We start from the raw sequence: 14,812 nt of genomic DNA on the forward strand, positions 1-14,812 counted from the left end.
AGATGGTAAGAAGAGATGTACAAGGAGGCAGACAGATGAACAGACGCACTTTCTTCCGCAACACCTGCTGGCTGACCCTAGAAGCCGCCGCGCTGCGCCTTTCGGGCATCTGGTTTCGCGGCTGGGTGTGCGGGGCGCTCGGTTCCGTGCAAATGGGACTGTACCAGCTCATTTTTTCGGTGTTTTCGCTGGGCGTTGTGTTGTCGGCCTCCGGGGCAAACTTTGCCGCCACCCGCCTGACCGCCGAAAGGGGCCCTAATCGGCAGACGCTGCGCCGCTGCTTGGTGCTGGGCCTTTTGGTCAGCTTTATGGCTGGCGCAGGGCTTTACTTTGGCGCACCGCTGCTTTCACCGTATCTTGGCAGCACCGCGCCGCTGCGAGTGCTGATTCCCGGCCTGCCGTGCATCGCTGTTTCTGCTGTATTAAAAGGCTGTTTTGTAGCGGAAGGACGTACCGGCCCACCCATGGCCGCTGAGCTGCTGGAGCAGGCTGCCGGCATTACACTGAGCATCTTTTTTGTAAAGAATACTGCAGCCCCCTTAGCGGCACTAATGCTTGCCTCTACTCTTTCTGAGGGCGTTTCCTGTATTTTCATGCTGCTCTCCTATGCGAAATGCTTTCTGCGGAAAAAGCAGCTGCAAAAAGAAACTGCACCTGCTCCATGGAAAGAAGCTGTGCGTATCGGTGGGCCAGTCATGGGCGGGGCGGGACTGCGCAGCCTTTTATTTTCCATTGAAAACCTGCTGATTCCGCGCGGACTTGCACTGCACGCCGGTGCTGCGGGTGCGCTGTCACAATACGGTCTGGTACAGGGCATGGTCCTGCCGATTTTGCAGTTTCCCAGTGCGCTGCTTTCGGTAGCTGTCATTTTACTGGTGCCAGAGCTTGCCCGCTGCTGTGCCGGCCGCTGTCGGCAGCGGATTCGGCTGGTGGCAGGCAGTGCATTCCGTCTGACCATGTGTTTTTCTTTTGCTGCCGCCGCATGTACGGCAATATTTGCCTTCCCGCTGTGCCGCCTGTTTTACCACAATACACAGGGTGCGCTGCTTCTGCGCGTGATGGCGCCGCTTTTGCCACTGATGTATGTCGACAGCGTGGTTGACGGCATGCTCAAAGGTCTGGACCAGCAGTCGTGGTCTCTGCTTTATAACCTGACAGATGCCAGTATGCGCGTCCTTTGGTGTGCGTTTATTTTGCCCTTCACCGGACTGCCCGGGTACATTCTGCTTCTGTTCCTAAGTGAAATTTACAACGCAGTACTCAGCATATCTCGTCTGCTGAAAGTGGCCGAGCTGGAAATTTCGCCGCTGTGGGTACTGCTGCCGGCAGGCGGCGCGGCACTGCTTTATCTTTTGTTTCACAGCTTTTTCCCATAAAAAGAGCCGCCCCGAGGGGCGGCTCTTCAAAGAATTCAATCACAAATATGGTAGCCCGCGGCGGTAAGGGCGCTGCGGATTTGGCGAATATGCTCCCAGTTGCGTGTTTCCATACGCAGCCGCAGAAAGCACCCCGAAACATCTGAGCCTGCATCCGCACGGTCGTGGAAAACGCTGACCACGTTGCCGCCCAAATCCGCAATAATTGCAGAAATCTCTTTCAGCTCGCCGGGACGGTCCATCAGGCTGATAGTAAGGTCTGTATTGCGCCCGGCTTTCAGCAGGCCGCGATTGATGACTTTGCTGAGAATCGTCACATCAATATTGCCGCCGGAAAGGATACAGGCGACCTTTTTGCCTTTCAGAGGCAGTTTGCCAGACATCACCGCCGCGACCGACACAGCGCCTGCACCCTCGGTAATCAGCTTATGCTGCTCAATCAGTGCCAGCACAGCCGCTGCAGTCTCGTCCTCAGAAACCGTTACGACATCGTCTACGTATTTTTTGCAGATCTCAAACGTCAGGTCGCCCGGGCATTTTACAGCAATGCCATCAGCAAACGTATGCACCTGTTCCAGTTCTTCCGGTTTGCCGTCCTTTAAGGAACGCACCATACTGGGCGCGCCAGCCGCCTGCACACCGTACACCTTGCAGTTTGGATTTAAGGATTTAATCGTAAAGGCAATTCCTGAAAGCAGGCCGCCGCCGCCCACCGGCACAACGACCGCGTCCATATCCGGCAGCTGCTCTAAAAGTTCCAAACCAATCGTGCCCTGACCCGCAATGACATCTGGGTCGTCAAACGGATGAATCAGCGTACGCCCGCTTTCTTTCTGCAGCTCGACTGCCTTGTTGTGGGCATCGTCGTACACGCCGGGCACCAGGCAGACCTTTGCACCATAGCGCTTGGTAGCCTCTACCTTGCTGATAGGTGCCGTAGCGGGAATGCAGATGAGCGCGTCAATGCCGTTGTGCGCAGCGGCAAGCGCCACACCCTGTGCGTGATTGCCCGCAGAGCAGGCAATTACACCTTTTTTCTTTTCTTCCTCGCTGAGCTGGCTAATCTTATAATAAGCACCGCGTACCTTAAAAGAGCCGGTCACCTGCAGGTTTTCGGTTTTTAGGTAAACTTTGCAGTCTTCTGAAAGCTTTGGCGCCGGCAGCAGATCTGTTTTGCGGGCAACCTCCTTTAAAACAAACGCTGCATGGTATACTTTGTCGAGTGTCAGCATGTTTCTGCCTTCCTTCCTATTTTTAAAGCATATTCCGTTTGACGAATGTACGAATCGGCTGAATTTCCCCTCAAGTAAAGAATTTATATTCTAAAGAATGAACCGCAGTATAAAAAGCGGGTTATTTACCCATTGCCATAGCACCCGTGCGCAAAATCTGCAGCACACCGTAGGGGTTGGCAAGCTCAATAAAGGAATTGATAGTCCCCGCGTCGCCGGTCAGCTCTAAAATCATAGAGTCCGGCTCGACATCCAAAATATTCGCGTGGAATACATTGGCAAGCTCCACCAGTTTTTCGCTGGTCTGTGCCGTACGGCTTACTTTCAGCAGCAGGTGTTCGCGAATCACTGCTTTGTCCCGCTGCAGTACGGTCACATTTTCTACATCAATGAGCTTGCTGACCTGCTTGTCGACCTGGCGGATAATGCGGTCATCGCCCGAAACGACAATGAGGATACGGGAATAATCAGTATCTTCCGTCTGGCAGGCGACAATCGAAAGGATATTGTAGCAGCGGCGGCTAAACAGCCCTGAAATGCGCAGCAGCACACCGGGATTGTTGCGTGCCAAAATAGACAGCACATACTGTTTTGTATTTTCATCTTCATGCATAGGTGTGTTTCACTCCTTTCCCGAGACGCATCACATTTCCAGCATAGGGTCCTCTGCACTGGCACCAGCCGGCACCATAGGCAGTACATTCACATCGCGGTCTACCCAGCAGTCCACCAGCACCGGGCCGTGCTCTGCAAGGGCTTTGCGCAGCACTGGCTCAATCTCTTCTTTTGTGCGGATGCGGTAGGCCTTTACCCCAAAAGCTTCGGCCAATTTGCAGAAATCTGTGTTGGTATCCAGTGTGGTCTGGGAAAAACGGCCGCCATAAAAAAGCTTCTGCCACTGACGCACCATGCCAAGAACAGAATTGTTGAGCAGCAGCTCGACAACCGGCAGCTGATAGTTAGCCACTGTGGAAAGTTCGACACAATTCATGTGCAGGCTTCCATCGCCGGCGATATTAACCACCGTGCTGCCGGGATTTGCCGCCTGTGCCCCCAGTGCCGCGCCCAGGCCGTAGCCCATGGTGCCCAAACCGCCGGAAGAAAGGAACTGGCGTGGACGGCGGAATTTATAGAACTGTGCAGCCCACATCTGATGCTGGCCAACCTCGGTTGTAATAATCGCATTGGAGTCTGTCAGAGCATCCAGCGTTTCAATTACATCTTTGGGCAGCACGCCTGCTTTGGCGCTTTGGGTAAGAGGATACTGCTTCTGCCACGCAGCCACCTGCTGCATCCAGCTGGTGTGCTCCTGCTGTGGCAGCAAAGCCAAAAGGCTTTGCAGTACCTGGCGGGCATCGCCCTCCAGCCGCAGGTCGACATCGATATTTTTATTGAACTCCGCAGCGTCAATATCAATCTGCAAAATTGGGCAGTTGCGGGCAAACAAGCCCGCGTTGCACAGCACACGGTCGGAAAAGCGGGTGCCGACCGCTACAAACAAGTCGCAGTTGCGCAGCGCCTCAGCGCTGGTTTTGGTGCCGTGCATTCCGAGCATTCCCATATAGCGTGGGCTGTGTGCATCAAAAGCGCCCTGCGCCATTAAAGACGCGCTGACCGGTGCATCCAGTTTTTCGGCAAAGACTTTTGCTTCGGCAGAGGCACCGGAAGCGACAACACCGCCGCCCAGATACAAAAACGGACGTGCACTGCCGCGCAGCATCTCTGCTGCCTGCTGCAGGTGCTTTTCATCGGGATGTGGCAGCGGCATAAGCGGCAGCGGCTCACTCTTTTGGTAGTCATACTTTTGGCCGGTTACATCTTTCGGAATATCCACCAGCACAGGCCCTGGCCGGCCGGACTGCGCGATTTGGAACGCCTGGCGCAGCGTGTCGGCCAAGTCTTCAATATGCTTAACAAGAAAATTGTGCTTTGTAACGGGCATGGTAATGCCGGTGATATCGACTTCCTGAAAAGAATCCAGCCCCAGCAGGTCAACATTGACATTGCCGGTAATGGCGACAACCGGCACGCTGTCCATATAGGCAGTGGCAATACCGGTAACTAGGTTGGTGGCCCCAGGGCCGGAAGTGGCAATGCAGACCCCGGCTTTTCCGGTTGAGCGTGCGTAGCCGTCGGCAGCATGGGCAGCGCCCTGTTCGTGTGCTGTACGGATATGGCAGATACGGTCGCGGTACTCATACAGTGCATCATAAATATTCAGCACTGCCCCGCCCGGATAGCCAAACACCGTATCCACTTTTTGTTCCAGCAGGCACTCCATAATAATCTGTGCACCAGTCAGTAACATCTTGCAGTCCTCCAATTCTTACAATTTGCCAAATACCACGATTCTATATCCAGTATATAGAAAACAAAAACTCCCGTCTCAGCCAAAAGGCCAGAGACGGGAGAAATTCTTCCGTGGTACCACTCTGTTTCGCCGCTGCAGAAAGCGGCCTCGCGCACATCAGACAATGTGCTTTCCTGTAACGGGGAAAAACCGGGCGCGCCTACTGACAAAGAAAGCTTTCAGCCGCCTGCTCCGGGGTGATTGACCGCACATATCCCCACTGCCTCGCACCAACCGGCAGTTCTCTGAGGGGGAACCTGTACGGGCTGTCCCTTTCACTGCATTTGCAGAAATTTTAATTTGTGTTTATTTTACGCGCTCAAATCGGAAATGTCAAACTTTTTTTACAGAATCGTACAGAAAAATTCGGTACCCGCCATACAGCAGATACCGAATCCCTTTATAGATAAAAATACAACGATAAATCTGCTTAATCCAGTGCTTTGTCCGCCACCTGCTTCTGCAGGCGGGCAATAAAGTCTGCCAAAGACATTGCACCCAGGTCGCCCTCTTTGCGGTGGCGCACAGAGATGTTGCCTGCTTCGAGTTCTTTGTCGCCGATCACCAGCATGTACGGTGTTTTCTGCATCTGCGCTTCGCGGATCTTGTAGCCGATTTTTTCATTGCGGTCATCGCACTCTACGCGAATGTCCGCCGCGTCCAGTTCATCGCGCAGCTTGTGCGCGTACTCCTGATGGCGCTCGGCGATTGGCAGAATCTGTACCTGCACCGGGGAAAGCCACAGCGGGAAAGCGCCGGCAAAGTGCTCCGTCAAGATACCGATAAAGCGCTCGATAGAGCCAAACACCACGCGGTGCAGCATAATCGGGCGGTGCTTCTGTCCATCTGCGCCGGTGTACTCCAGTTCAAAGCGCTCTGGCAGCTGGAAGTCCAGCTGAATGGTGCCGCACTGCCAGGTACGACCCAGGCAGTCAGTCAGGTGGAAGTCAAGCTTCGGGCCATAAAAAGCGCCGTCGCCCTCATTGACATCGTAGTCATAGCCCATTTCACTGACAGCGTCGCGCAAAACCTGCGTAGCGTTGTCCCAAGTCTCCTTGTCGCCCATGTGATCTTCCGGCATAGTAGAAAGTTCAATATGATACGGGAAACCGAATGTTTTATAGACGCTGTCGATTAAACGCACAACACCCTGAATCTCGCTCTTCATCTGGTCAGGCGTCATGAAAATGTGGGCATCGTCCTGATGGAAGCAGCGCACACGCATCAAACCGTGCAGAGCACCGGAAAGTTCATGGCGGTGCACCAGGCCAACTTCACCCAAGCGCAGCGGCAGGTCTTTATAAGAACGCATTTTGGTTTTGTAAACCAGCATGCCGCCGGGGCAGTTCATCGGCTTAATGGCATAATCCTCGCCGTCAATGACCGTGGTGTACATATTCTCTTTATAGTGTGCCCAGTGGCCGCTGCGCTCCCACAGCTTGCGGCTGAGAATAACCGGTGTAGAAATTTCCTGGTAGCCAGCCTTTTTGTGTACCTCGCGCCAGTAATCCATCAGCAGATTTTGCAGCACCATACCCTTTGGCAGGAAAAACGGGAATCCCGGGCCTTCCTCCATAAAAGTAAACAGCTCCAAGTCGCGGCCCAGTTTGCGGTGGTCGCGCTTTTTAGCCTCTTCCAACATGGCAACGTAGTGGTCTAAGTCTGCCTTTTTCGGGAAAGAAATACCGTAAACACGCTGCAGCATTTTGTTGTTGGAATCTGCACGCCAGTAAGCGCCGGTGCAGTTGGTAAGCTTTACGGCCTTGACACAGCCAGTGCTCAAAAGATGCGGGCCGGCACACAGGTCAATGTAATCGCCCTGCTTGTAGAAAGAAATCTTTTCGCCCTTGCCGCTGTGTTCTTTTACCAGTTCCACTTTATAGTCCTGCTTTGCGTCCTGCATCATCTGCAGGGCTTTGTCTGCAGGGACCTCTACGCGCTCAAGCGGGATATTCTGTTTGATGATTTTTTTCATTTCCGCTTCAATTGCGGTCATATCCTCAGGAGTCAGGGTGCGGGGCAGGTCAAAGTCATAGTAAAAGCCATGGTCAATGGACGGCCCAATAGCGAACTTTGCGCCTGGGAACAAATGCTGCACCGCCTGCGCCATAATATGAGAAGTGGTGTGCCAGTAAGCGCGCTTGCCGTCTTCACTTTCAAACGTCAGGATTTCCAATTTGCAGTCCTCGGTCAGTGGGGTGCGCAGATCTACAACTTTGCCGTTTACGCGGCCCACACAGGCAGCCTTGTACAGGCCGGGGCCAATGCTTTTGGCAACCTCTGCCACCGTTGTACCGGGCTCAAAGGAACGGACATCATTTTTTAAAGTAACATTTATCACGGATTCTCTCTCCTTTATAAAATTCTTTTGCGCCGAACAGTGCCGGAAAAACAAAAAACGCCCTGCCCCCAAAGCTGGGGCAAGACGTAAAAATACTCTCGCGGTTCCACCCAGATTGCGCCGCTGTAAGCGGGCGCATCTCTTGCGGCGGGTAACGGTGCCGAGCCGGCGTGCTTCATCGGCACACACTCAAAGGCGGTAGCAACTGTGTTTTTTCCACCGCGGGCGTTTCCAGCCTGTCGGCGCCCGCTCTCTGCTGCGGAAAAAGCACTGCTTCCTTATCAACGATTTCCGGTATTCGGTTTGCCTGTATCATAGCACGTCCATCCCGCCTTGTCAATGAGAGAATTCCAGTTTTTTGGGCGGCAGAGCCAGCTTTTGCCCACAAATTGCAGGAATTCGGGCAAACGCGTCCTTCTTTCTTGACATTTGACCTGTAAATGTTATACACTAGTGAAGTAAATGTGTTATTTTGCATTTTCATCTATCAAAATTCCGTACTTTTATGAACTAACATGATTTTTTATGCAGCCCGCCGCCACAGTTATGCGGGCCGCAAGTCCACTGGAAGCACCTGTTTTGCTCCAGCAGATAGAGTGGCAGACAAACCGCCGGGTGCGGCCGGCGTAAAAGGCCCGCCTGTCTTGGCCGGGCCGTTTGGTATGTGTATTTTTTTATAGATTGTCTTTTACCGAAAATAAATTTACACGAAAAATTCCATATCTGTATGCAAAGCGGAATGGGCGCTCTCCGGGACAGAGGAGGTGCTCAAAATGAATTCGATCTTAGCAGTTGTTCTTTGCATAGTCTGTCTAGCTGCAGGGATTACAGCGGGCTTTTTTGCGGGTGAACGCCACCGCAAACAAACCGCCGAGCTTGCCATCGGCTCTGCCGAAGAAGAGGCCAAGCGCATTGTAAACGACGCAATCAAAACTGCAGAAGGCAAAAAGAAAGAAGCTGTTCTGGAAGGAAAAGACGAGCTGCACCGCATGCGCACCGAGGCTGACCACGAAATCAGCGACCGGCGCAGGGAAATGCAGCGGCAGGAACGCCGCGTGCAGCAAAAAGAGGAGAATCTGGACAGAAAGCTTGAGTCCCTTGAAAACAAAGAGGATAAGCTCGCTAAAAAGAACAAACAGGCGGAAGACCGCCTGACAGAAGCCGAAGACATGAAAAAGCAGCAAATGGAAACTTTGGAGCGTATTTCCGGCTTTACTGCAGAGCAGGCAAAAGATTACCTGCTCAAGCAGTTTGAGTCTGAGTTGCAGCATGAAAAGGCTATTAAGCTGCACGACATTGAGCAGCAGACCAAAGACAGCGCCGACAGCACTGCCCGTGAAATTATCTCTATGGCTATTCAGCGCTGTGCCGCCGACCATGTCTCTGAAGCAACCATTTCGGTTGTGCCGCTGCCAAATGACGAAATGAAAGGCCGCATTATCGGCCGTGAGGGCCGCAATATCCGCACCATTGAAACCCTGACCGGCGTTGATTTGATTATCGACGATACACCGGAAGCCATCACCATTTCCAGCTTTGAGCCGATTCGCCGTGAAGTCGCGCGCATTGCGCTTGAAAAGCTGATCGCCGACGGGCGCATTCACCCGGCCCGCATTGAGGAAACGGTCGAAAAGGCACGCCGTGAGGTTGACGCAAGCATCAAGCAGGCCGGCGAAAACGCTGTACTGCAGGCCGGCATTACCGGCATTCACCCTGAGCTGGTCAAGCTTTTGGGACGCCTGCGCTACCGCACCAGTTATGGTCAGAACGTACTGGAGCATTCGCTGGAAGTCGCCTCTCTATGCGGCATTATGGCCTCGGAACTGGGTCTTGACCCCACCATGGCACGCCGTGCCGGTCTGCTGCACGATATCGGCAAAGCGCTTGACCATGAAATGGAAGGCTCGCATGTCGATATCGGCGTAGATGTTGCCCGCAAGTACAAAGAAAGTGAAGCGGTTGTCCACGCGATTGCCGCCCACCACAACGACATTGAGCCAAAGACCGTCATTGCCTGCTTAGTGCAGGCGGCCGATGCAATCAGCGCAGCACGCCCCGGCGCCCGCCGCGAAAATGTAGAAAACTACATCAAGCGTCTGGAAAAGCTGGAGGAAGTCGCTTCTTCGTTTGACGGAGTAGAGCGCTGCTATGCGATTCAGGCAGGGCGTGAAATCCGCGTCATTGTAAAGCCAGAGGAAATCTCAGATGACCAAATGACCCTTTTGGCACATGATATCTGCAAAAAGATTGAGGCCGAATTGGAATATCCGGGCCAGATTAAAGTAAACATTATTCGTGAAAGCCGCGCAATCGACTACGCGAAATAAGGAAAGCTGCCGCGCCGCATATCTGCGTTGTGCGGCAGTTTTCATTTTTAAGGATTTTTGTAAATGAAAGCACAGCAGATTTGCTGAAGGAGGAAAAATACATGAATATTCTTGCCATTGGTGATATTGTCGGCAGCGTCGGCTGCCGTTTTCTGCGGTCAAAACTGCCGGGGCTAAAGAAGCTGAAGGGAGTAGACCTGGTGGTTGCCAACGGCGAAAACAGTGCAGATGGAAACGGCCTGACCCCCTCTTCTGTGCGCTATCTGCTCGACAGCGGCGTGGATGTTTTGACAAGCGGCAACCACAGCTTCCGCCGCAAAGAAAGCTATGACACCTATGACGAGTGCGAGCAGCTTTTGCGCCCGGCAAATTTTCCGGCGGGCGCGCCGGGTCGTGGATATTTGGTATATGACATGGGACGCACGCAGGTCGGTATTTTTAATTTGATGGGAACTGCCTATATGGAACCGCTCGACAATCCCTTCTTTACAGCGGACGCCTTTCTGAAAGATACGCCAAAAATCACTGTCGTTGATTTTCACGCAGAGGCTACCGGCGAAAAGCGCAGTATGGGCTACTACCTGGACGGCCGCGTGAGCGCCCTGTGGGGCACACACACACATGTACAAACTGCGGATGAGTGCATTCTGCCCAAAGGCACCGGCTATATCAGCGACCTTGGCATGACCGGCACGGTCGAGTCTGTGCTGGGGGTCAAGCCGGAACTCACAATCCGCAAAATGCGCAGTCAGCTGCCGGTGCGCTTTGACCTGGTACAGGAAGGGCCGTTTAAGATGGACTGCTGCCTATTTGAAATTGATGACACCACCGGGCACTGCCAGTCAGCAGAGCGGCTGGAAATCCAGTAAAGCTGCCAAAAGGTCGCTTTCTGTCTACCTTTTTTACTCGATTTTCCCATTGCATCCGGTCTGCCGGGCTGCAAGTTTTCAGTTGAATCCCTGTTTATTCTATGGTATACTGTTATTAAATAACAATCAAACAGACTTAGCCGGGCGCTGCGTTTTTGCGGGCGCCCGCATCACAAAGTTTCTAAAGGAGCTTTTTCATGATAAACGGAGCAGAATTGCGAGATGCAATGATTTCCGGCGCAAACAGTATTGCGAAAAGCCGGAGCAGCATTGACAAATTGAATATTTTCCCTGTGCCCGATGGCGACACCGGCACCAATATGTCTATGACAATGGCAAATGCTTCTGCGGAACTGCAGAAATCAGCGTGCACCGCTGTGGGTGAAATTGCCCGCACGGCGGCCTCCGGCCTTTTGCGGGGCGCCCGCGGCAATTCCGGCGTTATCCTCTCCCTGCTGTTCCGCGGCTTTGCGGACGGCGTAAAAGGCAAAGATACCGTAAACGGAACCGACATGGCAGATGCACTGGAAATCGGCGTAAGCGATGCCTATAAGGCAGTCATGAAACCAACCGAGGGCACTATTTTGACCGTTGCACGTGTTGCCACGGAAAAAGGCAAAACTGCAGCCGAAATTGACAACGACCCGGTCTATGTATGGGATGCCATCTGCCAAGGCGCCGAAGAAGCCCTGGCAGAGACCCCCCAGCTGCTGCCCGTGCTGAAAAAAGCCGGCGTGGTAGATGCTGGCGGCAAAGGCCTGTGCTGCATTTTGGAAGGCATGATGAGTGTTTTCCGCGACGGTGTCATTGTACAGAATGAAGTAGAAAGCAGCGTTGCTGCCGACTTAAACCAAGATGATGCTTTCCGCAGCGCAGCAGCCGAATTTGACGCAGATGTTCGGTACACCTACTGCACTGAGTTTATTGTCAGCCGTGAAAAGGACCCTGAAAAAGATCCAGAGGTACTGCGCAGCTATCTGCAGACCATTGGCGACTGTGTTGTTGTAGTTGCCGATGATGACATCATCAAAACCCATGTGCATACCGAGCAGCCCAACCGTGCACTGGAAGCTGCCCTTACCTATGGCCAGCTGCTGACCGTAAAGGTTGAAAACATGAAGGAGCAGCACCGCAAAGCACAGGAAGCCAATGCTGCCACAAAGGAACAGAAAGAACAGGAAGACTTAAAGCAGGCAGAGCCCACCGAAGAAATCGGCTTTGTAGCTGTTGCCGCCGGCGAAGGCCTGAAAGCTTTGTTTGCCGACTTGGGCTGCAACCATGTTGTCAGCGGCGGCCAAACCATGAACCCCAGCACAGAGGATATTTTAGAGGCTGTCATGGCAACCCCGTCCAAAAACGTGATGATTTTGCCAAACAACAAAAACATTACCATGGCGGCCGAGCAGGTTATTCCGCTGGTCAAGGACCGCAAGGTTATGGTGCTGCCTACCCGCACTGTCCCGCAGGGCCTTTCTGCTATGCTGGCTTACGACCCGGATACTTCCTGTGAAGTAAATGCTGTAAAGATGATGGAAGCCGCCGGCAATGTAGATACCGGCACTGTTACCTTTGCCGCACGCGACAGCGAATTCGGCGGTCATCGCATTAAGCAGGGCGATATTTTAGGCCTGGTAAATGGCAAGCTGACACTGATTGAAAAAGATATTGTGCACACCTGCTCAAAGCTGACACGCTCTATGGTCACCCGCTCTACCGCATTCATCACCATTATTTATGGCGACGGAATTACTGAAGAACAGGCAAACGATGCCTACAACCGCATTAAAACGAAGATTAGTTCCGATATCGAGGTCACGCTGGTCAATGGCGGGCAGCCTATCCACTACTTCTTGATTTCTGTCGAATAATGTCATCTTTATTTGCAAAACCGATTACTGAGTTAAAAGGCGTCGGCAGCAAACGCGCAGAGCTTTTTCGCAAGCTCGGTGTGCCCACTGCCGGCGCTTTGCTGCGCTTATATCCGCGCACTTACGAAGATTGGAGCCACCCCTGCAGCATTGCGCAGGCCCCGCTTGAGCAGGCGTGCGTGGTGCTGGCCGAAGTCGAAAGCGTAAAGGCGCCAGTCTTTACGCGTACGGGACTGATGCTTGTGCATGTACGCGTGTGCGACCAGGAAGGCAGCACCCTGGAAATTGTTTTCTTTAATAATCCCTATATCCAGAATCTTATCACCGCCGGCACAGAGTATTTGTTTTCCGGCAAAGTTACCGCAAAACTGGGCAAACGTCAAATGGCCTCTCCCGTTTTTGTCCGGGCAGACAGCTGCCCCGGTCTGCGGCCGATTTACCCGCAGACGCGCGGCCTTTCCAGCAGGCAAATTGAAAATGCAGTGTGTGAGGCACTCAAGCTTTTACCGGACGTACTGCGAGACCCGATTCCGCAGGATATCCGGCAGGAATTTTCTCTATGTGAGCTGGGCTATGCGCTGCAAAATATCCATCAGCCGAAAAATCAGGAGAGCATGGAAGTTTCCCGCAGGCGGCTGGCTTTTGAGGAGCTTCTGGTGCTGCAGCTTGGTCTGCTCTCTATGCGGGGGCGCGCCCGCCGCGAAAGCACGCTTCCTGTCACAAATAACTGTCTGCAATCGTTTTGGCAGCTGCTCTCTTTTACCCCAACCCACGCGCAGCAGCGCGCAGCAGAGGAAGCAGTAAAAGATATGCAGAGCGGCATGCCTATGAACCGGCTGATTCAGGGGGACGTTGGCTCCGGCAAAACAGCTGTTGCCGCGGCATGCTGCTATGTTGTCATACAAAATGGTATGCAGGCCGCCCTGATGGCGCCGACAGATATTTTGGCGCGGCAGCACTATGAGTCGCTTTCAAAGCTGCTGGCACCCGCAGGCATTCGGGTAGGGCTTTTGACCGGTTCCTTAAAAGCAAAAGAAAAGAAAGAAGTAAAAGCTGCAGCGGCAGACGGCACTGTGCAGCTCTTGGTCGGCACCCATGCACTATTAACAGCAGACGTGCAGTTCCAAAAACTGGCGCTAGTCGTCACAGACGAACAGCATCGTTTTGGTGTCGGGCAGCGAGCTGCACTGGCCGAAAAAGGCCAAAATCCACATGTGCTGGTCATGAGCGCTACGCCGATTCCGCGTACACTAGCGCTCATTATTTACGGTGACCTAGACATTTCCGTCATTGACGAGCTGCCACCCGGGCGGCATGAAATCGAAACATACTGTATCGACAGCGGCAAGCGGCTGCGCGCACTGCACTTTTTACAAAAGCATGTACACCAGGGCCACCAAGCTTATATTATCTGTCCGGCGATCAATGCTGACAGCGACAAGGCCAGTGTAGAAACCTATGCCCGCCGCCTGCAGGCAATCCTGCCGGACTGCCGTATCGACACGCTGCACGGGCACATGAAAGGCAGCGAAAAAGAAGAGATTATGCAGGACTTTTCCGCGGGAAGCCTCGATATTTTGGTTTCAACTACCGTTGTAGAAGTCGGTGTTGACGTGCCCAACGCAGTGGATATGCTGATTGAAAACGCCGAGCAGTACGGCCTTTCACAGCTGCATCAGCTGCGCGGCCGAGTTGGGCGCGGAAAGTACCAGAGCTACTGCATCCTAGTTACCGATGCCCAAAACGAAGATGCCCGTGCGCGTATGCAGGTTATGTGCGAAACAAGCAACGGCTTTGTGATAGCGGAACATGACTTAAAGCAGCGCGGCCCCGGCGACTTTTTTGGTCAGCGGCAGCACGGCCTGCCACAGCTGAAAATTGCCGATCTAAATAACGACTGGGAAGTATTGAAAAACACGCAGACGGTCGCCCGCAAGCTGCTGCAGCAGGACCCTAAGCTGGAAGAAACGGATCACCGCGGCCTGCGCGCAGAAGTGCGCCAGCTTTTCCGCGGGCTCAGCGAAACGTAAAAACTCCACCCAAAAGGCAGCTGTCTCTGGGTGGAGTTTCTTTCTTCTGTATGCTACAATACAATAATAGAAAGCCGGCGGCAGCAGACGCCGCCAAGAACGGAGGAACGCCATGGCTAATTTAGATTATCAGTCTTTTAATACGTATTTAAAGTCAGAAAAGAATGACAGTGAAATCCGCTTCTATTTTATAAATGACCCCTCAGAAACCATGCGCTGCATAGGGCACCTGTCACACAGCGAAAAGCCGTACTGGGCCGGCTGCTGTGACGCAGCCGGCGGTGCAAAATTTCACCTTGCGGCAGAGCTGACCCATGCCAAAATCTTTGGCGGCAAATCTCTGCTGGAAGAGTGGGACAATGTATGTATCGTCAGCGTTAACAGAGTACCTTTTACCGAATGGCTCAGCCGCTAAGGCA

Annotated in this window: 10 protein-coding genes and 1 other annotated feature; of the genes, 6 read left to right on the forward strand and 4 right to left on the reverse strand. The window is 53.2% G+C overall.

Annotated elements, in window-relative coordinates:
- The first annotated feature begins 35 nt into the window (after positions 1-35).
- Positions 36-1,376 (forward strand): oligosaccharide flippase family protein, encoded by a 1,341-nt coding sequence (locus LKE53_07640; protein ID MCH3972615.1) that lies wholly within the window; start codon positions 36-38, stop codon positions 1,374-1,376.
- A 35-nt stretch (positions 1,377-1,411) separates the two neighbouring features.
- On the opposite strand, the gene ilvA is transcribed toward LKE53_07640, so the two are convergent.
- The 4 genes from ilvA to thrS form a co-directional block, all read right to left on the reverse strand.
- Positions 1,412-2,608: a threonine ammonia-lyase gene (ilvA, locus tag LKE53_07645; GenBank protein ID MCH3972616.1), complete on the reverse strand. Its 1,197-nt coding sequence runs from the start codon at positions 2,606-2,608 to the stop codon at positions 1,412-1,414.
- 121 nt (positions 2,609-2,729) lie between these two features.
- The gene (gene ilvN / locus LKE53_07650) at positions 2,730-3,221 is read right to left on the reverse strand and encodes an acetolactate synthase small subunit (protein ID MCH3972617.1); all 492 of its coding nucleotides are present in this window, start codon (positions 3,219-3,221) and stop codon (positions 2,730-2,732) included.
- Between the two features lie 30 nt (positions 3,222-3,251).
- Positions 3,252-4,916 (reverse strand): biosynthetic-type acetolactate synthase large subunit, encoded by a 1,665-nt coding sequence (gene ilvB, locus LKE53_07655; GenBank protein ID MCH3972618.1) that lies wholly within the window; start codon positions 4,914-4,916, stop codon positions 3,252-3,254.
- An 89-nt stretch (positions 4,917-5,005) separates the two neighbouring features.
- Positions 5,006-5,246, reverse strand: a binding site (T-box leader).
- 142 nt (positions 5,247-5,388) lie between these two features.
- Complete coding sequence (gene thrS, locus LKE53_07660) at positions 5,389-7,299, reverse strand: threonine--tRNA ligase (protein MCH3972619.1); 1,911 nt, start codon at positions 7,297-7,299, stop codon at positions 5,389-5,391.
- A 773-nt stretch (positions 7,300-8,072) separates the two neighbouring features.
- Between thrS and rny the strand changes: the two genes are divergently transcribed.
- The 5 genes from rny to LKE53_07685 all read left to right on the forward strand — a co-directional run bounded on the left by rny (position 8,073) and on the right by LKE53_07685 (position 14,808).
- Positions 8,073-9,626, forward strand: a complete 1,554-nt coding sequence (gene rny / locus LKE53_07665; protein ID MCH3972620.1) for a ribonuclease Y — start codon at positions 8,073-8,075, stop codon at positions 9,624-9,626.
- Positions 9,627-9,727: 101 nt separating this feature from the next.
- Positions 9,728-10,495, forward strand: a complete 768-nt coding sequence (locus LKE53_07670) for a YmdB family metallophosphoesterase (GenBank protein MCH3972621.1) — start codon at positions 9,728-9,730, stop codon at positions 10,493-10,495.
- Between the two features lie 197 nt (positions 10,496-10,692).
- A complete protein-coding gene (locus tag LKE53_07675) occupies positions 10,693-12,363 on the forward strand; it encodes a DAK2 domain-containing protein (protein ID MCH3972622.1) in 1,671 nt (556 codons plus the stop codon).
- Positions 12,363-14,393 (forward strand): ATP-dependent DNA helicase RecG, encoded by a 2,031-nt coding sequence (gene recG / locus LKE53_07680; protein ID MCH3972623.1) that lies wholly within the window; start codon positions 12,363-12,365, stop codon positions 14,391-14,393. The genes LKE53_07675 and recG overlap by 1 nt, the downstream gene beginning before the upstream one ends.
- Positions 14,394-14,505: 112 nt before the next feature.
- Entirely contained in the window at positions 14,506-14,808 is a 303-nt protein-coding gene (locus LKE53_07685) for a hypothetical protein (GenBank protein ID MCH3972624.1), read from the forward strand.
- Positions 14,809-14,812 lie beyond the last annotated feature (4 nt).

This window comes from Oscillospiraceae bacterium, assembly GCA_022483045.1.
Classification (GTDB): Bacteria; Bacillota; Clostridia; order Oscillospirales; family Acutalibacteraceae; genus Caproicibacterium.